The 18,993-nt window shown below is 63.9% G+C and carries 17 protein-coding genes; 2 read left to right on the forward strand and 15 right to left on the reverse strand.

What is annotated here, in order from left to right:
• Position 1: 1 nt before the first annotated feature.
• On the forward strand, positions 2-997 hold the full coding sequence (locus ABEH27_RS10145) for an aldo/keto reductase (RefSeq protein ID WP_346613452.1): 996 nt from the start codon (positions 2-4) through the stop codon (positions 995-997).
• 39 nt (positions 998-1,036) lie between these two features.
• On the opposite strand, the gene ABEH27_RS10150 is transcribed toward ABEH27_RS10145, so the two are convergent.
• The 4 genes from ABEH27_RS10150 to ABEH27_RS10165 form a co-directional block, all read right to left on the reverse strand.
• Positions 1,037-2,386, reverse strand: a complete 1,350-nt coding sequence (locus ABEH27_RS10150) for an MFS transporter (RefSeq protein WP_346613453.1) — start codon at positions 2,384-2,386, stop codon at positions 1,037-1,039.
• A gap of 95 nt (positions 2,387-2,481) precedes the next feature.
• Positions 2,482-2,829, reverse strand: coding sequence for an NIPSNAP family protein (locus ABEH27_RS10155; RefSeq protein WP_346613454.1), 348 nt, complete (start codon positions 2,827-2,829; stop codon positions 2,482-2,484).
• Positions 2,829-4,544, reverse strand: coding sequence for an FAD-dependent oxidoreductase (locus ABEH27_RS10160; RefSeq protein WP_346613455.1), 1,716 nt, complete (start codon positions 4,542-4,544; stop codon positions 2,829-2,831). Before ABEH27_RS10160 ends, ABEH27_RS10155 begins: the two co-directional genes overlap by 1 nt.
• Positions 4,541-5,368, reverse strand: a complete 828-nt coding sequence (locus ABEH27_RS10165; protein WP_346613456.1) for an SDR family oxidoreductase — start codon at positions 5,366-5,368, stop codon at positions 4,541-4,543. The genes ABEH27_RS10160 and ABEH27_RS10165 overlap by 4 nt, the downstream gene beginning before the upstream one ends.
• Positions 5,369-5,546: 178 nt before the next feature.
• On the opposite strand from ABEH27_RS10165, the gene ABEH27_RS10170 reads away from it, so the two are divergent.
• Positions 5,547-6,428 carry a helix-turn-helix domain-containing protein gene (locus ABEH27_RS10170; protein WP_346613457.1) on the forward strand — a complete coding sequence of 294 codons (882 nt, stop codon included), beginning with the start codon at positions 5,547-5,549 and terminating at the stop codon, positions 6,426-6,428.
• 15 nt (positions 6,429-6,443) lie between these two features.
• Here ABEH27_RS10170 and ABEH27_RS10175 read toward each other — a convergent pair whose 3' ends face one another.
• The 11 genes from ABEH27_RS10175 to ABEH27_RS10225 all read right to left on the reverse strand — a co-directional run bounded on the left by ABEH27_RS10175 (position 6,444) and on the right by ABEH27_RS10225 (position 18,973).
• Positions 6,444-7,502 carry a lipocalin-like domain-containing protein gene (locus tag ABEH27_RS10175; protein ID WP_346613458.1) on the reverse strand — a complete coding sequence of 353 codons (1,059 nt, stop codon included), beginning with the start codon at positions 7,500-7,502 and terminating at the stop codon, positions 6,444-6,446.
• The gene (locus tag ABEH27_RS10180) at positions 7,492-9,951 is read right to left on the reverse strand and encodes an FtsX-like permease family protein (protein WP_346613459.1); all 2,460 of its coding nucleotides are present in this window, start codon (positions 9,949-9,951) and stop codon (positions 7,492-7,494) included. Before ABEH27_RS10180 ends, ABEH27_RS10175 begins: the two co-directional genes overlap by 11 nt.
• Positions 9,951-10,607, reverse strand: a complete 657-nt coding sequence (locus tag ABEH27_RS10185) for an ABC transporter ATP-binding protein (protein ID WP_346613460.1) — start codon at positions 10,605-10,607, stop codon at positions 9,951-9,953. Before ABEH27_RS10185 ends, ABEH27_RS10180 begins: the two co-directional genes overlap by 1 nt.
• A gap of 570 nt (positions 10,608-11,177) precedes the next feature.
• Positions 11,178-11,951 (reverse strand): helix-turn-helix domain-containing protein, encoded by a 774-nt coding sequence (locus ABEH27_RS10190; RefSeq protein WP_346613461.1) that lies wholly within the window; start codon positions 11,949-11,951, stop codon positions 11,178-11,180.
• Positions 11,952-12,020: 69 nt separating this feature from the next.
• Positions 12,021-13,478, reverse strand: a complete 1,458-nt coding sequence (locus tag ABEH27_RS10195) for an amidase (protein ID WP_346613462.1) — start codon at positions 13,476-13,478, stop codon at positions 12,021-12,023.
• Positions 13,475-14,785, reverse strand: coding sequence for a citrate-proton symporter (locus ABEH27_RS10200; RefSeq protein ID WP_346613463.1), 1,311 nt, complete (start codon positions 14,783-14,785; stop codon positions 13,475-13,477). Before ABEH27_RS10200 ends, ABEH27_RS10195 begins: the two co-directional genes overlap by 4 nt.
• Before the next feature lie 96 nt (positions 14,786-14,881).
• Positions 14,882-16,057, reverse strand: coding sequence for a M20 aminoacylase family protein (locus tag ABEH27_RS10205; protein WP_346613464.1), 1,176 nt, complete (start codon positions 16,055-16,057; stop codon positions 14,882-14,884).
• A gap of 513 nt (positions 16,058-16,570) precedes the next feature.
• Positions 16,571-17,047: a hypothetical protein gene (locus ABEH27_RS10210; RefSeq protein WP_346613465.1), complete on the reverse strand. Its 477-nt coding sequence runs from the start codon at positions 17,045-17,047 to the stop codon at positions 16,571-16,573.
• Positions 17,048-17,205: 158 nt separating this feature from the next.
• Complete coding sequence (locus ABEH27_RS10215) at positions 17,206-17,670, reverse strand: hypothetical protein (protein WP_346613466.1); 465 nt, start codon at positions 17,668-17,670, stop codon at positions 17,206-17,208.
• Between the two features lie 223 nt (positions 17,671-17,893).
• Positions 17,894-18,325 carry an NTF2 fold immunity protein gene (locus ABEH27_RS10220; RefSeq protein WP_346613467.1) on the reverse strand — a complete coding sequence of 144 codons (432 nt, stop codon included), beginning with the start codon at positions 18,323-18,325 and terminating at the stop codon, positions 17,894-17,896.
• Positions 18,326-18,481: 156 nt separating this feature from the next.
• A complete protein-coding gene (locus ABEH27_RS10225) occupies positions 18,482-18,973 on the reverse strand; it encodes a hypothetical protein (protein WP_346613468.1) in 492 nt (163 codons plus the stop codon).
• Positions 18,974-18,993 lie beyond the last annotated feature (20 nt).

Here is an 18,993-nt window from a genome sequence, read left to right on the forward strand (position 1 = left end):
GATGCAGTACGTCAAGTTGGGCAACACCGGCCTGGATATCTCGAAGCTGTGCCTGGGCTGCATGACCTTCGGCGAACCCGACGCCGGCACCCACCCCTGGACCCTCGGCGAGGCCGACAGCCGCCCGATCATCCGCCACGCTGTCGAGCACGGCATCAATTTTTTCGACACCGCCAATAGCTACTCGGCCGGCACCTCGGAAATCATCCTGGGCAAGTTGCTGAAGGAATTCACCCGCCGCGAAGAAACGGTCATCGCCACCAAGGTGTTCTTCCCGGCCAACATGTGGGAAGGCAGCACCCGCCCCAACGAACAAGGCCTGTCGCGCAAGGCGATCATGGCCAATATCGACGCCAGCCTGACCCGCCTGGGCACCGACTACGTCGACCTGTACCAGATCCACCGCTGGGACTACCACACCCCCATCGAAGAAACCATGGAAGCCCTGCACGACGTGGTCAAGGCCGGCAAGGCCCGCTACATCGGCGCATCGTCGATGTACGCCTGGCAGTTCGCCAAGGCTCAGCAGGTAGCCGCGAGCAACGGCTGGAGCCGCTTCGTGTCGATGCAGAACTACCTCAACCTGATCTACCGCGAAGAAGAGCGCGAGATGATCCCGCTGTGCCTCGACCAGGGCGTCGGCCTGATGCCCTGGAGCCCGATGGCGCGCGGCCGCCTGACCCGCCCGCACGGGCAGCAGACCGAACGCACGCGTACCGATATTTCCGGGCAGTCGTTCTACGCCAACACCGAGGTGGAAGATGGCCGGGTGATCGACGTGGTCGAGCAGATTGCCCGCGAGCGCGGTGTGCCGATGGCACAGGTGGCGCTGGCCTGGGTGCTGGGCAAGCGGGGGGTTTCGGCGCCCATCGTTGGGGCCTCGAAGGCGGCGCAGCTGGATGACGCGATTGCGGCGCTGGCGTTGACGCTCAGCGCCGATGAGATCGCGCGGCTCGAGGCACCTTATGTGCCGCATGCGGTGACCGGCTTCAAGTAAACACAAATGGAGCGGAGTACATCTGTACTCCGCCCAGCATTACCCCAACGCAACAGCAGCACGTGCCGCCGAGCGCGCGTGCCACCCCTGCAGCAACACCGCCAGCGCCGCCAACCCCGCCGGTATCAGCAGTGATGCGAACACCTGGGCAAAACTCCAGCCCAACGCCAGCATTTGCGCCCCGGCAAACGCACTCATGATCGCCCCGAACCGGCCGATACCACTCATCCAGCTCGCTCCGGTGGCCCGGGCCTCGGTGGGGTAGAACGCAGCCGCCAGGGCATTCATCCCCACGCTTGCCCCATTCAGGCCAAAGCCCACGGCCGAAGCGATGATGCACAGCCCGGTGAAGTCGCCCGCCACCTGGCCAATGGCGAAGATCACCGCACCACTGAACAGGAAGGTGAGCATCAGCACCCGCTGCGGGTTGCACCGGTCCATCGCCCAACCCACCGATATCGCCCCAAGCGGCCCGCCGATCTGGAAGCACGCCGTGACGATGGCCGCCTGCGAAACAGAGAAACCACCGCCCTCCTTCACCAATGTCGGCAACCAACCGCTGAACAGGTAGACCAGAAACAGCGCCAGCACATAGCCCGTCCACAGCATGAAAGTGCCGAAGCGGTAGCGCGGCGAGAGAATGGTGCCGATCGCCCCGCCTGGGTTCGGCGTGGCGGCCGGCACCGCAAAAGTGCTGTCGGGGCCGCAGTGTTCCGGCGCCAGACGTCGGACAATGGCGCGAATGCGTTGCGGGTCGGCGCCTTTGCTGACCAGGAAGGTCACCGATTCCGGCAAACGCCAGCACAGCAGCGGCAGGGCCAGCAGCGGCAGTACACCGCCCAATACCAGCACGCTGCGCCAGCCCAGGTTGGGGATCATCCAGGCACTGACGAAACCGCCGAGCGCCGCCCCCAGCGAGAAACCGCAAAATGCCAGGGTGATCAGCAGCGAGCGGCTGCGAGCCGGCGCGTATTCGCTGACCAACGTACTGGCATTGGGCATTGCTGCGCCCAGCCCGAGGCCGGTGAGAAAACGCAGGGCGATCAGCGTTTCCAGGTTAGGCGAAAACGCCGAGGCCAGCGTCCACAGGCCGAACAGCAGCACGCTGCCGAGCAACACCGCCTTGCGCCCGTAGCGGTCTGCCAGTGGGCCGGCGATCAACGCCCCCAGGGCCAGGCCGATCAGCGCAGCGCTGAGCACCGGGCCCAGGCTTTGTGCACCGAGGTGCCATTCACTTTTCAGTTGCGGGGCTATGAAGCCGATGATGGCGACGTCAAGGCCATCCAGGGCGATGATCAAAAAGCCCAAGAAGACTACCCATTTCTGGTAGCGGCCGATGGGTAGCTGGTCGATCAGTTGGCGCACGTCAACGGGGTTGGGGGCTTTCATTTTTTGCCTTGCCTCTTGTTGTTTTTATTCGAGGATGGTTGGGGCCGCGCTGCGGCCCATCGCCGGCAAGCCGGCTCCCACAGGTTTCGCGCTGGCTATGCCGGCGATAGGGGCATCGACTGGCCAAGGCTGCGCAGTTGCACCGGCTTGATGATCCGCGTTTCCTGGGCCACCACCAGGTCCCGCGTAGCCTGCAGGTACGCGGCAAAGTCCGGGTCGGCATCGCGGGCGGCGCTGCGCCGCTCGAAGTCATCCAGGCTTTCATAAGCCCACAGGTGCACCACCTGGTTGAGCGGGCCAATGCTGCTGACGTAAAAACCCAGCGGCGCGCCCAGGTGGCGCAGCAGGATCGGCATCGCCAACTGGTCGAAGGCTTCGAGAAACGCCGCCATGCAGCGAGGGCGGATGGTGTAGATGCGGTGGTCGACGATGGCTTTGCCCATCACGCCACCTCCCGCGCCGAGCCCGCGCTCGCCAGGCCCTGCTCGACACCGGCAAGGTGGCGGCCGGTGATGTAGCCGAAGGTCATGATCGGCCCCAATGTGATGCCGGCACCGGGGTAATTGCCGCCCATCATGCTGGCCCGGTCGTTGCCTACCGCGTACAGCCCGGGGATGGCCTGGTGCTCGGCATCGAGCACTTCGCCCACCACACTGGTGCGGATACCGTCGAACGTTCCCAGGTCGCCCATGATTACCTTCACCGCGAAGTACGGCCCCTCGCCCACCGGTGCCACGCACGGGTTGGGCTGCTGTTGCGGGTCGGCCAGGTAGCGGTTGAAGGTGGTGCTGCCGCGGCCGAACTGGCGGTCCTCGCCCTGCACGGCGCCCAGGTTGTATTCACGCACGGTGCGCTCCAGCCCTTGCGCATCGATGCCCGCCTTCTGCGCTAGCTCGGCCAGGGTGGTGCCCTTGAGCAAGTAGCCATTGCGCAACAGCGGCCCCAGCGGCATCGGCGCCGGTTTGGCGTACCCCAGGCCGTACTTGGCCAGGGTGCGCCGGTCGCAGATCAACCACATGGCGGTTTCGGCCTGGCCCGCGCATGCCTCGATCAACGCCGCGCCCACATCGTGGTACGAGTTCGACTCATTGGTAAACCGCCTGCCGCAGCGCAGTACGCCAATCACGCCGGGCTTGTAGCGGTCTAGCAGGTGCGGAAAAGCCACCTGCCGGGCGCCCATCGGCACCTTGGACACCGGCATCCAGGCCGCCGCCGCTTGCAGGCGGATATCAACCTGCCCGCCCAATGCTTCGGCCATGCGCGCGCCATCACCGGTGTTGCCCGCCGGCACCGGCGAAAAGTGCTCGCCGCCCCGGCGCACGTGCGGGTAAGCCTGCTTCAGCCGCTGCACGTCATGGGAAAAACCGCCACAGGCCAGCACCACACCGCGCCGCGCCTCGATACGCACCTCGCCACCACCCTGCCCGGCCAACGCGCCCACTACCCGCCCGCCCTCGCGCAACAGCTGCCTGGCCGGGGTGCCGGTGAGGATCGGAATACCCAGGTCCAGGGCCGACTTGACCAGCCGTGCGGCCAACGCATTGCCGCTGGTGACCTGAGTGCCGCGCCGGTACAAGGCCAGCTCCTTGAAGTGGGTCAACAGGCGCTTGGCGACATACACGAACGAGGTGAACGAACGGGTGACGTTGAAGAAGTGCTTGAGGTCGGCATTCGATGAATTGAACATCATGCCCATGAACGTGATGCTCTCGAGCGGTGGCCGCAGCCGCGCCATGTCGGCGCCCAACCCGCGGATATCGTAGGGTGCGGCGAGGATCGAGCGGCCGATGTCGACGCCACCCTCGGCCTGCGGGTGGTAATCGGGGTACAGCGTGGGGATGAATTTGACCGTGGTCTCACGCTCGAAGAAGTCCACCATCTGCGGCCCGTAGCGCAAGAACGCCTCCACGGCCGGCGCGTCGAAGCAGGCAGCCGTTTCGTTGCGCAGGTAGGCCAATGCTGCCGCCGGGTCGTGGTGCACGTCATGCCGGTTGCCCGGCACCCACAGCACGCCACCGGAAAACGCCGTGGTGCCGCCGAAGCAGTCGGCCTTCTCGATGACCAGCACCTTCAGGCCCTGTTTTTTCGCGGTGATCGCGGTGGCCAAACCGCCGGCCCCCGCGCCAATCACCAGCACATCGCAGGTGCGCGTGTTCATGCGCGTACCCCTTCGAAACCGGGGCGCGGGATCAGCGCCATGGGCATGCTCTCCAGGCCACCGTCCACGGTCAGTTCGGCACCGTTGATGTAGTCGGCACGCGGGCTGGCCAGAAACAGTACGGCCTCGGCGATGTCTTGCGGCTCGCCGATGCGCTGGTTGGCCGTCATGGCGCTGCGTTGGCGCTCCACCTGCGGGTCGGCGTAGAACGCGGCAGACAGCGGCGTGCGGATCAGCCCCGGGCACACCGCGTTGCTGCGCACCCCGCGCGGCCCCCACTCCACGGCGATCTGCCGCGACAGCATGCCGACCCCGGCCTTGGCCGCACTGTAGGCACCGCTGTTGGGCTGCGGATAGTGCGCGGCGATCGAGGCGACATGCACGATGCGCCCTTGCCCGCTTTCAAGCATCGAGCGGCCAAACGCCTGCGCGCACAGCAGGTAGCCACTGAGGTTGACCGCCAGCACCTGATTCCACTGCTCAAGGCTCAGCGTTTCGAGGGCGCCTGGGCGCAGCACACTGGCGTTGTTGACCAGCACGTCGCAGCGCCCATGCAGCGCCTGCACCTGCGCGGCAGCCTGCTCGACACTGGCCGGGTCGGCGATGTCGCAGGCCAGGGCACTGACCTCACCGACGCTGTGCTCGCCGAGCGTCGCCGCCAGTTGCAGGCACTTGTCGCCGTCGCGGTCCAGCAACACCACATGGGCGTGCTGTTCGACCAGCGCGGCGGCCAGCGCCGCGCCGATGCCACCGGCGGCCCCGGTGACCACGCACACGGCCGAATTCAGGCCAAGCCAGTGGGAAGAAATCTTGTTGTTATGCATGCTGCTCTCCAGAGTGTCGCTTCGTCTGGCGAACAGCCTATGGCCGGTGGGCCTGCCGGCAGAATGGACAAAACCTGCAACCGCCCCCACATTCCCGACAATTTCGCCCACAGCGCCCTGAACCCGCCGCAGGTCTGTGGCACAGTGCCCGGGTAGCGATCAGAACAATTACAAGACCATGACCAAGATCCCCAACTACGCCCTGTATGGCGAAACCGCGCAGCCGGTGTGGCACGAGGCCCTGCATGTGGAGCGGATCTCCCTGCGCTCGGGCGCGTACAACTGGGAGATTGCCGCGCACCGCCACGACGGGCTGCTGCAGTTGCTGTACCTGCAAAGTGGCAGTGGCGAGGTGCTGTTCGACAGCGAGCGCCTGCAGGTGCAGGCGCCGTGCGTGGTCTATGTGCCGGCGCAGGTGGTGCACGGGTTCAACTGGACGCAGCAGGTCGATGGCCAGGTCATCACCGCCGCCCAGCCGCCGCTGGAGAGCATCGCCCAGGTGCTGGCGCCGCAGCTGCTGGCACAGATCCGCAAACCCCATGTCATCGCCCTGCCGTTGTGGCGCGACGAGGACGACCCGTTGCTGCCGCTGTGCCGCGCCTTGGGCGAGGAATACCACAACCGCGCCCGCGAGCACGTCGCCAGCAGCATGTCGTTGCTGCTGGCCCTGCTGATCCAGGCGCTGCGCCACGAACCTGCGCTTGCGGGCGAAGCGCGCCGCCCGGCCTCACGGCGCAGCCAGCAGTTGACGGGGTTTCGCGAGCTGGTGGACATGCACTACCGCGAGCATCGGCCGCTGGGCTTCTATGCCAGCGAGCTGGGCATGACCCTGGCGACGCTGGGGCGGTTGTGCCAGGAGCATCTGGGCATGACGCCGATGCACGTGATCAACGCGCGCTTGGTACTGGAAGCCAAGCGAGGGCTGGGGCATTCGGATGCGAGCGTGAAGGAGATCGCCCATGAACTGGGCTTTGCCGATGTGGGGTATTTCAGCCGGTTTTTCCGCAAGCAGTGCGGGGTGAGCCCGAGTGCATTTCGGGGCGGCAAGGCCCGCAGCTAGCAGACGATGCCAGGGTCAATACCCTGTCATTTCCAGGTACCCCCGGCCGTTCCCACTGACCCGTACCGGCCCTTCCCAGTACGGAAACCGCGTCCCCATCCAGGCCTGTGGCTCCAGTGCATCGACCTCGACATCTACCTGAATCGACGGCACCGCCACCCGCCAGCGCGTCGGCAGCCGCTTGCCATTGGCCAACGTGGTCCAGGCTAACGGCGTCAACGCGATCTGCTCGCCTTGCAACGCCCGCGAGCGCCCCTGCGCATCGATCCAGGTACCCGCCCGGTAAGGCAGCCCCTGCGCTTCACGCACCTGAAACAGCATCAACTTCGCACCCTTGGCCAGGTGCAGCGAAAACCAGTCCCAACCGCTTTGCCCGGCCGCCAACGGCTGGCTGCTCCATTCCCGGTCAAGCCATGCCTGGCCTGTGACGGCGATGCGCTGCCCGCCCCGCTCGACCTCGCCGCTGACCGTGTAGAACGGCTGACTGTAGTAGTACGACGCCTGCCCCTTGCCGGATTTTTCGCTGTAGCCTTGCGCGCCATGCAGCACCAACGGCCGGTCACTGCTCAGCGCCAGGTCATAGCCAAACCCTTGGCCACCGGCGCGCATTTGCAAACGGTCGACACCGGGGCTGCCTTGCAGCGACCAGTCGTTGATCCACGCATGGAACGGTTGGGCTTCGACGCCGGCCTGGCCAACCCCACCCCGGGCCAGGGTTTCGCTGACCTGGTGGCCGCCCGGCCCGGTCAGCGCGGCATGGCCCATCCACAGGTTGGGGCTGTGCCAGTCCGCCGTCTCCGGCCCTGGCCGCAAGGCCGAGCGGAACAGCGTCCATTGCACGCCCCAATCGCGGCCCTGTTCATCCTTGAGGTTGGCGGTGACGTACCACCACTCGATACGAAAGCCGTCATGGGCGCCATGGTCGCGGGGAAAGACCAGCGGCGCGCCCGGTACCACTTGCTTGAAAGCCGCCGCGTCGGCGCCCAGGCCTGCAAAACTCTTGGGTTCGGGCGCAGGCGGGTCGCACCCGGCCAGCAACAGGCAGGCCATCAACACCCAGGCTTCAGTTTTCATCGGCGAACTGCCTCAACAGCGCGCTGGGCTGGCTGCGCGCCAGTTGCCACAACGGCCAGGCGCTGGCCAGCAAGCTGGTCAGAAGCCCCAGCACGGCCAGCTGCAGCAGTTGCGCGGGGAACACATGCCAGGGCAGCCGCCAGCCGAACGCCTGCACATTCACCACCGCCACCAGGCACCAGGCCAGCAGCAGCCCTAAAGGCATCGCCAACAGCACGGTGAAACAACTGAGCATCAGCGTTTGCCCCAGGCTCAGCCAGGCCAGCCAGCGGCGTGGCACGCCCAGCGCCCACAGCGGTGCCAATTGCCCCAGGCGGCGCTGGCTCAAGGTGAGCTGGCTGATGAACAGCGCCACCCCGGCCACGCCCAGGGTCAGGCTGTTCAAGGCGGCCGTGACCGCGAAGGTGCGGCTGAATATGTCTTTCGACCAGCTTTTAAGGCGGCTCTGCTCGACGACCTGATTGTCATCCAGGGCGAAGCGTTGCTGCAGTTCGTCCTTCAGTGCGGCGACCTGGCCAGGCCGTACCAGCAGGCCCAGCCCAGAAAGGCTCGCGCCCGGCGCGTGGCGGCGCAACCAGTCGGCGTTGACCAGCACATGGCCTTTGGGGTTGCCGTAGTCGGCATAAATGCCAACCACCGTCACCGCCTGCTCAGGGTCGCTCGGCAGGCGTAGCGTACCGCCCACAGTGAGCCCGAGGCGGCGGGCCAGTTGCTCGCTGAGCATGGCCCCGCGGCCGGTGGCCAGCGCTTGCCAGGCACCCGGCGCCTGCTGCAGCAACGGCCAGTGCTGGCGGTAGAACGGATGGTCGATCACCCCTTGCACTTGCACCGGCCATTGCTGCAAGCGCCAGTCCACCCGCCAGCTCGGCAGTACGGCGCTGATGGCAGGGTCTGGCACTAACCGGTCATGAATCTGCTGCGCCTGGTCGCTGTCGCGGGGTGTGACATACAGGTCCGCAGCCAGGCGCTGGTCCAGCCAGCCAATGAAGGTGCGGCGGAAGCCTTCGGTCATCCCGCCGACCCCGACACTGGCGGCCAGCGCCAGCAACAGCGCCATCAACGCCAGGCTCAAGGCCGGCAGTTGCTGGCGGCTGTCGGCAACGAACCACTGCGCCAGCGGGCGCTGGCAATACCGCGCAAGGCCGTTGAGTACGAGTGCCAGCAGCCCCGGCAACAGCAGTGCCGCCGCCAGCAGCAGTGCCGCAAGCATGCCGAATGCACTGGGCAGCCCTGCGCCGGCAATGCCGCACCCCAGGGCGACCACCAGCAGCACCGCGCCGACCACCGCCTGGCGCCGCAGCCACGGCACTTGCGCCAAGCGCCAGGCCTGGGGTTGGGCCAATGCCAGCAGCGGCAAGCGGGCCGCCCGCAGCAGGCTGTCGAGCCCGGCCAGCAGCGCGCCCAGCAGGCTGACGGCGATGCCCAGCAACCACCACTGCAGCGGCAAGTGCAGGTGCCCGGCCACCTGCGCCCCGTACAGCCCGCGCAGGCTGGAGGCGAAGTCGGGCAGCATGAGCGCCGCCAGCAGGTAACCCGCTGCCACCCCCGCCACACCGCCGACGATGGCGAACAGGCCCAGCTCCAGCGCCAGGGCCGCAAGCATCACCCGCAGGCTCACGCCGCAGGCACGCAAGGTGCGGATCAGCCCACGCCGCTGTTCCAAGGCCAGGCCAATCGCCGCGTGGGCGATAAACAGCCCGACCACGAATGCCAGCAGGCCCAGGGCTGTGAGGTTGAGGTGAAAGCTCATCGTCAGGCGTTGCAGGTCGGCGTCATCACCCGGCGGCTGCAGCTTCAGGCTTGTGGCGATGGCGGCCGGTAACGGCCAGTCGCTGTCGCCGAGTAGCTGCGACAGTTGCCCTGGTGCCTGGAGCAGCGCCTGCGCCTGGCCGATATCGACCACGATCACGCCGGGCGCCAGCTGCCCGTGCAACGTAAGCGGCGGTAGCAACTGCCCGGTCGCGGTGCTGACCTGCTCGCCGGGTTGCCTCCCCAGCTGGCGCAGCGTGTCCGGCCCGACCCACGCCTGCCCGGGCGTACCGACGAACGCCTGCAGGTCAAAACCCTGCACGTCGGCACCGGCGACTGCCATACCGGGCAACAGGCTGAGCGGCTCGATGCCGATCAGCCGCACCGCGACCGGCGGCTCGCCGGCCAGGCGCAAGCGCCCTTCCAGCACCGGCGTCACCTGCCAGCCCAGCCTGCGCAACTGCACATACAGCGCCTGGTCGAAACGCTGCCCAGTGCGCGCCACCAGTTGCGCCCGGGCAGGCCCGGCCAGCACGGCACTGGCCAAGGCATAGTCGTTGCGCGCCTGGGTATTGAGCGCCTGCACGCCGGTCCATAACGCAGTGGCCAGCCATAACCCGGTGAAAATGCTGATGCACTGCAGGCGATGGCGCCACCAATGGCTGCACAGGGCCTGCAAGGTGATGCGCAGGTTGTTCATCAGGCTTGTACCCGGCCCATCTGCAATACACAGCGCCGTTGCAAGCGGGCGGCCAGGCGCTGGCTGTGGGTTACCATCAAGACGCTGCTGCCGGCCTCCTCGACCAGCTGCAACAGCAGCGCCAGCACCTCGTCGCTGCTGGCTTCATCAAGGCTGCCGGTGGGCTCGTCGGCGAGCAACAACAGGGGGCGGCTTGCCAGGGCCCGGCCGATGGCGACGCGTTGTTGCTGGCCCCCGGACAATTGCTCCGGGTAACGTTGCAGCAACGCGGTCAGGCCCAGGCGGGATGCGAGGTGCGCGCTCCACGCAGGATCATGGCGGCCTGCCAGGCGCGCCTGGAAGGCCAGGTTGGCAGCAACGTCCAGGCTGCTGATCAGGTTGTATTGCTGGAACACCAGGCCAATGCCCTCACGCCGCCAGCGTGCCAGGGCGGCTTCGCCACGGCTGTCGAGGGGTTCGCCGTCGATCAGGATGCGCCCGCCGTCGGCGCGGTCGAGGCCGGCCAGCAGGTGCAACAAGGTGCTCTTGCCGCTGCCGGACTCGCCCATCAGCGCCAGGCTGCTGCCGCGTTCCAGGGTCAGGTCGACCCCACGCAGTACCTCAAGCGGGCCTTGGGCGGTGGCGAACGACTTGCGCAGGTGTTCGACTACCAGCATTGGGGGGACCTTTGTCGATGGGTGATTATTGCAGTATGGCGGTAAGGTGCATGGCGGTGGATGTTTTGCGCCGATGAGATCGAGCGCCGCCCGCGGGGCGCATCGCGGAGCGCTTGCCTTGGGATCTTTAGCGCCCTTGAGATCGAGCGCCGCCCGCGCGGCGCATCGCTAAGCGCTTGCCTCGGGATCTTCAGCGCCCTTGAGATCGAGCGCCGCCCGCGCGGCGCTTCGCGGGGCAAGCCCGCTCCCACATTTGTTGCAACGTGCCATGGCCTGTGAGGCCATAGTTGCCAGCCTTGTTGGCATGAACCAATTTTTCGGCTGGTGCTGCCGGCGCCCCGCCTGTTTTCAGCCATGCGCCAAGGCGAACAACCATGGCCTGACTGGAACGGCGCGTTGCAACAAATGTGGGAGCGGGCTTGCCCCGCGAAGCGCCGCGCGGGCGGCGCTCGATCTCAAAGGCGCTGAAGATCCCAAGCCAAGCGCTTCACGAAGCGCCGCGCGGGCGGCGCTCGGTTTCACCGGCACCATCAATCGATCGACGAACACCGGGTGGTCAAAAAACACGCCTCAGTGCACCAACGCGCGCTGCACCTCACCCACCGTCCCCGCCAGGCTGTTCAGATGCAAACTCAACACCCGCTCCACCGGCGCCTGGTCCAGCGGCCAATGCAGCGCAATGCTGCCCGCCAACCGCCCCTCCACCCGCACCGGCAAGGCAATCGCGCGGATCAGAAACGGCAACCGCACCGGGTACTCCCAAAACCCTTCGGTCCGCTGCCCAAAGCCTTTGTGCACATCCGCCTCGATATCGCGTAACAGCGCATCACCGCCCACCGGCTCATGTGCCGCCAGGCGCTGCACCTCGTCCGCCGCCAGCTCCTTCAGGCAAGCCCGGCCCATCGCCGAATGAAACAGGCTGGCATGGTGCCCGACGATCTGGCAGTTGACCGGGTAGCGCTTGCGCAGCACCTGCGGGATGGCGCTTTCCATCACCTCCAGCCGCTCACCGTCAAAACACGACAGGTCGGCCACCAGGCCAGTACGCTCGCTTAGCTCAAGCAACAGCGGCGCGGCGCTTTCCACCAGCTGGCGCTTGAAGCGCTGCTGGCGGTCGCCGAACAGGCGCCGGGCGCACAAGCGGTAACGCCGGTCGCTCAGGCCACGGTAAACCCAGCCCTGCTCCTGCAAGGTAGCCAGCATGCGCGACACCGTGGCCTTGGGCAGCGTGGTCAGGTAATGCAGTTCTTCCAGCCCCAGCGCCTGGTGCTCGCCGAGCAACTCGACGATGGCCAGCGCCCGCTCCACCGAGCGCACGCCGCCGCTCTCTGCCGTAGTACCCATGGGTTCGACCTCCCTGTCTGTGCGTGGATGGTCATCATGCCCAGCAAGATACGGGCCTGCCCAGGGTTTTCAGCGCGCCTGCAGGCACATCGGCGGCTGCCGCGCCACCCAGCGGGTCAGCTGCTCATGGGCAAAGGCCAACTGCAGCACGGCATGGTCGGCCTGCGCCGGGCCTATGATCTGCAGGCCCATCGGCAGCCCTGCGGCATTGAAACCCACCGGCACGCTCATGCTCGGCAGGCCGGCCAGGGTCGGCCCGATCACCACCTCCATCCAACGGTGATAGGTGTCCATCACCTGCCCGCCGACCACCTTGGGCCACGGCTCGGCTGCGTCGAAAGGGAACACCTGGGCAGACGGCAACAGCAGGTAATCGTAACGCTTGAACAACGTAGTCAACGCCTGGTACCAGGCGCTGCGGTCGAGCGAGGCGTTGTAGATGGCCGCTGCCGTCAACCGCAGCCCGCCCTCCACTTCCCACTGCGCCTCGGGCTTGAGCAAGGCACGCTTGCCGGGGTCGGCGTAGGCTGCGCCCAGGTTGCCGTGCACCAGGAAGTGGCGGTGGGTGAGCCAGCATTGCCACAAACGCGCCAGGTCGAAACCAGGCTGGCACGCCTCGACCTCGCAGCCCAGCTCGGCGAAGTCGGCCAGCGCCGCTTCGCACAGGCTCAGCACGCCGTCATCCATCGGCAGGTAGCCGTCGAAGTTGCCCAGCCACCCCACCCGCACACCCTTGAAGTCACGTTGCAGCCCGGCCGCAAAATCGCGGGGGCCGTCACTCAGTGACAACGGCACCCGAGGGTCATGCCCCGCCTGTACCGACAGCAACCGTGCCACGTCCGTCACCGTGCGCCCCATCGGCCCCTCGGTGGCCAGCTGCTGCATGAACAGCTCCGGCGTCGGCCCATAGGGCACCCGCCCGCGCGAAGGGCGCAAGCCGTACACGTTGTTGAACGCCGCCGGGTTGCGCAGCGAGCCCATCATGTCGCTGCCATCGGCCACCGGCAGCAAGCGCATGGCCAGCGCCGCGGCCGCGCCGCCGCTGCTGCCACCCGCCACCCGGCGGTGGTCGTAGGCATTGGTGGTGGTGCCGAACAGCGTGTTGTAGCTCTGCGACCCCAGGCCGAACTCCGGCACATTGCTTTTGCCAACGATAATCGCCCCGCTCGCCCGCACCCGCGCCACGCTGACGGCATCGTGCGCCGGCACCTGCTCGGCGAACAGCGGCGAACCCAGCGTGGTGCGCAGGCCTGCCGTGGCCGCCAGGTCCTTGATCGCCTGCGGCATGCCATGCATCCAGCCACGCGACGCACCGCGCGCGAGCTCCCGGTCACGTTCATCGGCCTCTGCCAGCAAAAGCTCGCCCTCGCGCAGCGACACCAGTGCATTCACCTGCGGGTTGAAGCGCTCGATATGCCCCAGGTAGGCCCACATCACCTCACGGCACGACAGCTGGCGAGCATGGATCGCCTGGGACAGCGCCTCGGCATCGAGGGCGACAATTGGGTCGATGGCTAACTGGTTCACGGTTTGACTCCAAGGTTGAAGGCCACAGGCTTGCCGGCACGCGGCGCCTCTTTCAGGCAATAGGTGCCCAGCAGCGTCAGCAGGCAGGCGAACAGCACGTAGAACGACGGCGCCACCGGGGTGCCGAGCGCTTTGCTCAGCCAGGTGACGATCAGCGGGGCGAAGCCGCCGAACACCATCACCGCCACGTTATAGGCCACCGACACGCCGGTGGAGCGCACTTCGATCGGGAACTGCTCGGCCAAGGCAGTGGGCGCGGGGCCGAAGAAACCGCCGATGGCGGTGCACAGTAACAGCTGCATCACCAGCAGGCGTTCGATCGACGGCGCCGCGGCCACCCACACGTACAGCGGGTAGACCATCACGAAGAACGCCAGGGTGAAGGCCATCAACACCGGCCGGCGACCGAGCCGGTCCGACAGCGCGCCGGCCAGTGGAATCACCACGGTCATCAGGCCCACAGCCAACATTTGCACCAGCAACACTTGGTCCAGCGGCAGGCCGAGGTTCTTGTGGGCGAAGGTCGGCATGTTCACCAGCACCACGTAGAACGACACGGTGGCCCCACAGGCCAGCCCCATCGACACCAGCAAGCTGCGCCGATGCTCACGCAGGACCTGCCACAGGCTCGGCGCCTGGCCCTTGGCCTGCTTGCGCGCTTCGAGGAATTCCTCGGGCTCTTCCATGTGCTTGCGAATCCACAACCCCACCGGCCCGATCAGCAAGCCGATCACGAACGGGATCCGCCAGCCCCAGCTGTCCAGCGCCTGCGGCGTGCACAGGTGGGTCACCAGCGCGACCATCGCCGCCCCCGAAAACACCGCCAGGCACTGCCCCACCAGTTGCCACGAGCCATACAGGCCCTTGCGATGGGCCGGCGCGCTTTCCACCAGAAACGCCGTGGCACTGGCGTATTCACCGCCCGTAGCGAAGCCCTGCAGCATGCGCGCGACCACGATCAGCAGCGGCGCCCCCATGCCGATGGCCAGGTAGCTGGGCGCAAAGGCAATCATCGCGATCGACACCGTCATTAGCCGGATGATCAGCTGCATCGCCGCCTTGCGCCCCTTGCGGTCAGAATAGATACCCAGCAGCACGCCCCCCACCGGGCGCATGAAAAAGCCCACGCCGAAGGTGGCCAGAGCCATCAGCAGCGACGCGTACTCGTCGTCGGAAGGGAAAAACTGGCGGGCGATGATGCTCGCCAGAAAGCCGTACACGATAAAGTCGTACCACTCCAACGCATTACCGATGACCGCCGCGACCACTTGCCGGGTACGCGACGCGCCTGTGTGTGAAGTCTGCATGCGGAACACTCCATCAATCTGTTGGCCAGAAACGCTTCAAGTGATCGCCCAGGCGCGGTCGCGCCCGGGTTCCAGCGGCAGTCGTCAATGAAGGGGTCAGGCGGGCTTGAGCCAGCGCTCGGTCAGCGCGCCCCAGTAGGCGGCGCCGGTCAGCAGGATGTCGTCGTTGAAGTCGTAGGCCGGGTTATGCACCATCGGCCGCTTCTCGCCATTGCCGATGAACAGGTAAGCGCCCGGGCAGCGCTGCAGCATCCAGGCGAAGTCCTCGCTGCCCATCAGCTTGCGGGTGTTGCCGTCCACCGCCTCAGCCCCCAGCAGCTCGACCCCGACCTGGTGGGCGAAGGCGTTTTCTGCGGCATGGTTGACCAGCACCGGGTACGCCGGGCGATGCTCGATGCTGGCGGTGCAGCCATAGCTCTGCGCCTGGCTGACGATGATCGCCTGCACCCGCGCCAAGGTCTGCGCCCGCACCTCGGCGTTCAGCGCCCGCAAACTCAAGCGCAACAGCGCCTGCTGCGGGATCACGTTGGCCGCCTCGCCCGCCTGCAGCGCACCGACCGTCACCACCGCCGCCTCCTGCGCATCGATATTGCGCGCCACCACCGTTTGCAGCGCCATTACCACACTGGCCGCAGCCACCAACGGGTCGACGGTCAAATGCGGCATCGAGCCATGCCCGCCGACACCTTCGATGGTCACCGTGAGCAAGTCCTGCGAGGCCATCATCGGCCCCTCACGAAACCCCAGGTGCCCCGCCGGCAGCCCCGGCATGTTGTGCATGCCGAACAACGCGTCGCACGGGAAGCGCTCCAGCAGCCCATCGGCCAGCATCGCCTCGGCGCCGCCCTGGCCCTCCTCGGCCGGCTGGAAAATCAGTGTCAGCGTGCCATCGAACTGCCGCGTCGCCGCCAGGTAGCGTGCCGCCCCCAGCAGCATGGTGGTATGCCCGTCATGGCCACACGCGTGCATGCAACCCTGGTGGCGGCTGCTGTAGGCAGCGCCGGTGGCCTCATGGATTGGCAGTGCATCCATGTCCGCCCGCAAACCGAGTTTGCGCGGGCTGCTGCCGTTGCGCAGCACGCCGACAACGCCGGTCTTGCCGATGCCGGTGTGCACGTCATAGCCCCAGTCCTTGAGCAACTGGGCGACCAGGGCCGAAGTGCGGCTTTCTTCAAAACCGAGTTCGGGGTGAGCGTGGATGTCGTGGCGGATGGCGTGCAGGTCGCTGGCCACGTCGTTGAGCCAGGCCAGGATGTGCTGGTGTTGCTGCATGGGGAATCTCCTCGCGCGGGTGGGTCCCGTTCTTGTTGTTCGCTTTGAGATCACGACGGGGAAGGCAGGTCGTGCTTGGGGACAGATAAGCGCGAGTGGGGCGGGAGTTCAACGGAATGTGGTTTCACGTGGTGGAACATCAAATGCGCGAGGTGCCTGCAGCGGCGGGTAGGCCCGTGGAGTGGCAGCTAGGCACTACACGACACATATGTGTATCGCGGGCATTGTAGGAGCTGGCTTGCCTGCGATCGGCTGCGAAGCAGTCGTAAAATCGGTATCCGCGCAGTGCCTGACAGAGCGCGGAAGTAGAGTTGACGACTGGGTTGCAGCCGATTGCAGGGAAGCCAGCTCCTACAAGCGAATGTGATTTCATGCGCTCGAGCTACCCAAATTAATTGCAGAGCGCGTACCCGCACGCGAACACAGAGGCGCTCAGAATATCCCCCAAACTGCTAGGCCCTTCATGGCTAGAAGTCGCCACATGTACCAGCGGTTCTGGCGGCACGTTGTCACCTAGCTTTTAGCGCACATAAGATGAATTATCTGATCCGCATACTGCTTCGCTTTAGGTACTCGTGATGTTCTCAAGTACCCCAGCAATTGCTCCCGCCCTTTCCGGGCAAGCAGGTATTCAATAAGGTTGGTCAAGAGAAAGCCTTGAGAGTACTTTCCGGCCGACACCACCTTAGCTTTCTCATCTTGTCCTGGCTCCAGTCCTAGAGGATATTCCTCTTCATCCTCTTCATTCGAAAGTACAGCAAACTTGCTGACCGAATATCGCATAATTTCAGCGCTATTTTCTGTGAGAAAGTTTAAGATCTCGTGCGCTTCTAATTTCGACCTCACCACTTTCGCAGAATCTAAATTCGCAATAACTTCAGAGTAGCCGGACTCAATCTCTATCCTCCCGACCTTTGCCAATTCTGAAATCATTGCCTGGTAGTCGACCGTAAAAACTATTTGCTCCGAAACGCTTCTGTCTTTCGTCACTATGCATTACACTCCGTTGACTGCTGTAATGAAATTAGCATCAATGCCGAAAATAACCCACTGTTCGTGCCCCACGCCTCACGACCTACGTGAATTTAATTTAAATGCACGTCTCACGCAAGTACTCACATCATCTAGACGTGTTTGCAATGAAGCAATCAGTCGGCCAAAACAGACCCCGGCTCATTCTTATCCTGATGTATGAGTTTGACAACCAGTTCCCAACCTCCATCCTTGCATTCTGTCCTACCAAAAAACACATACGTCATCACACCCTCGTATTGATCACCTTTAGAGCAACCCTCTACCTCGAACTGATGAACAAAATCCATAGGGGTGTTACCTAAAAATCGCCAGCTTGGCTCATCCAGCCATTTGGGCGACGATCCGTAGCATCGGAAGCTATTAGCCAACCTAGAATTTATCCAGGATCTGGCTTGTTTGGGAGCAGCGTCGATCCAGTCCAACGTAGGTGCTTCCAATCCTTGGCTCATGTACTCATCAAATAGCCCCTGCACAAAATATTGTGCTTCTTCATGACTGGTTCCCACCTTGTATTTTTTCGCGGCCACAGCCGTTACTACCGAGCTGAATAAAATATACAATTTATTTCGCTCCCCCATCCCCTACTCCTTTTATGCGTTCACTGAGATTGCAGCCATTTTCTTTGCAACATCAACAACAGCGTATTGTGATAGGTCGGCCTGACTAAGATTGGGTGTTACATTGAGCATTATTGCGTCCCACTCTCAGAGTACTTCAGTACAGTGCAGCACTCCAACCAGCCTTATCACTATTACCTTTCTCACAAGACGTGAGCAATAGCCACAAGCGCCGCAGGCTCATTTAAAGAGCAACACGCTGCCACTTTCCATCAAAACTCAATACCTCTCTCTTTTTTATCTTCCACTCCCCGCCCTTCATAACCAGATAAAATCTAGAACAGCTCTCCGCGCCTTTCACCTGCTGTACCTGCACCACCATACTACCATTGCTACAAGCCACCAACTCAATGACATCAGTCCCTGGGTCATAAGTCGCCGGCCTTGTACAACCCAAATCAATCAGCCGGCCGTAGTTCGGCTTATCTTTAAAAGCAAACGCGTCAAAAATTGTCTCCAACTTCGAAGCATAAGCCTGCTTCAACCCAATGTCATCCTTTCCCTCAGCGAACCCATCTTTGCGCTTATCGAAAAATTCACACTCCCACTCATTCATCTGCTGCATGAATTCCATAAGAGCGTCAGGAACGACCTCTACAACATCTTTTTTGACCATATCTTTTTCCAGAACCTCTCGAGAGTTTTATCAGCCTTACGATAGACATCCTACATCCTTGCTGTAGTTTAGGTACCTCCATTGTCCAAAAGTTAAACTCACCCTTCACCTCCCCTTTTTGACTGCTGTTGAAGCGCTTGGGCTTTCACGCCGAATTCAAATAACAATCAGCTTAGTGTCGGAGTAGCCAACAGGCCACCTACCCGACAAATAAAGTTCAATCACTTTCGACCACTCCCCAGACACACCATAGTACGACTCCGAAATGTACTGGCGAAATGCAAAACAAGCTCCATCTCGCGCAGCCAGACTGTAATCATGGGGGCCGGCAATGAATTTCACCGTTGAGCCAACTTTAATCGACTGCATAACAGTTTTAGTGACATCGATACGCCAACTCACTAGCTCCTTAGGTGGTTTTGGAAATGAATTGAACGGATCATCTTGATAAGGAGAAGTAGGCAACCACTCAAGATTTTCATAATAACCATGGAAATCTGAATATACAGGCTCAACGAAGACCCTGAAGACATCCCTTATGTAGATTACATCATCTCTCGAATCTGGATCGCACCCCATCCTCGAGAAAAATTCAGTATCAGCTATTCTTGAAATCAAACTCTTTACATCTTGCATGTCAGCACGCATCTCTTATCATGCCCCCCGTT

Source organism: Pseudomonas sp. P39-UII1, from assembly GCF_039672635.1.
GTDB lineage: Bacteria > Pseudomonadota > Gammaproteobacteria > Pseudomonadales > Pseudomonadaceae > Aquipseudomonas.